Raw genomic sequence first — 1,259 nt, forward strand, 5'->3', positions numbered from 1 at the left:
CGCTGGATCAGGGTGTGGATGGTGTTGGGGTCGAAGATGTCGGTGCGAAATTCCACCGCCCCACTAATCCCGGCCGGTTGGCCCGCCTCGGTGAAGTTCTCGGTCAGAGAGAATGTCAAATCCATGCGCGCGGTCTGGGTTTGCACCGGTATGGGGTTGGCCTGTAGATCCCCCAGGCCCAGGTCGGTGGGGTTGTGGTGTTGCCAGGCCAACATCACCTGCACCAGCGGGTGATGAGCCAGGCTGCGGGCCGGGTGCAGCCGTTCCACCAAGACTTCGAAGGGCACATCCTGGTGCTCAAAGGCGGCCAGGCTACGCGCCCGCACCTGGCCAAGGAGTTCGGTCACACTGGGGTCGCGGGTCAGATCGACCCGTAGCACCAGGGTGTTGACGAAAAACCCGACCAGCTCATCTAGAGCGGGGTCGCGCCGGCCGGCGATCGGGAACCCCACCGCCACATCAGTACTGGCGCTCAGTTTGGCCAACAACACTGCCAACCCGGCCTGGAGCACCATGAAACTGGTCGCATCATGCGCGCGGGCCAGCCGGGTGATCTGCTGCTGCAACCCCGCCGGCCACTCGATCGCGATACTGGCCCCCCGATAATCGGCCACCGCCGGATAGGGCCGATCCGTGGGCAACACCAGCCGCTCAGGCAACCCAGCCAACGCGTGCTGCCAGTAAGCCAATTGCCCGCCGATCCGACTATCCGGATCCTCCAAGTCGCCGAACTGCTCACGTTGCCAGAGTGTGTAGTCGGCGTACTGCACCGCCAACGGCGCCCAACTTGGAGTCTGGCTTTGAGCGCGGCTGGTATAGGCCACACCCAGATCTCGTATCAGTGGTGTGGTCGACCAGCCGTCGGCGGCGATGTGGTGGGCCACCGCCACCAACACATACTCATCGGGGCCCAACCGGAAAAGCTCGGTGTGGATCGGGATTTCGGTTGCCAGATCGAACCAGTATTCTGCCGCCGCGGCGATGGCCTCCTCGAGCCGCTCGTGCGTCCACTCACCGGCGTCGATCACCGCCCAGCCGAACTCGGCCTGCTCGACCGGCACCACCTGCTGGTGGGGGATCCCGTCGATCGTGGGGAACAGGGTGCGCAGGCTTTCATGGCGGGCCACTAGATCACCGAGCGCAGCCTGCAGGGCGTCCACGTCGAGTGGCCCCGTGAGGTGTACCGCGATGGGCATGTTGTAGACCGCAGACCGGCCCAGCAACTGATCGATAAACCACAACCGGGACTGGGCAAACGA

General features: G+C 64.5%; 1 protein-coding gene. It reads right to left on the minus strand.

The window, feature by feature from the left end; translation table 11 throughout:
- Positions 1-1,259 (minus strand): condensation domain-containing protein (locus tag A5692_RS25290; RefSeq protein ID WP_231984456.1); only part of this gene is annotated, 1,259 nt, incomplete at both ends.

This window comes from Mycobacterium sp. E342, from assembly GCF_001667665.1.
In the GTDB taxonomy this organism is placed as follows: Bacteria; Actinomycetota; Actinomycetes; order Mycobacteriales; family Mycobacteriaceae; genus Mycobacterium.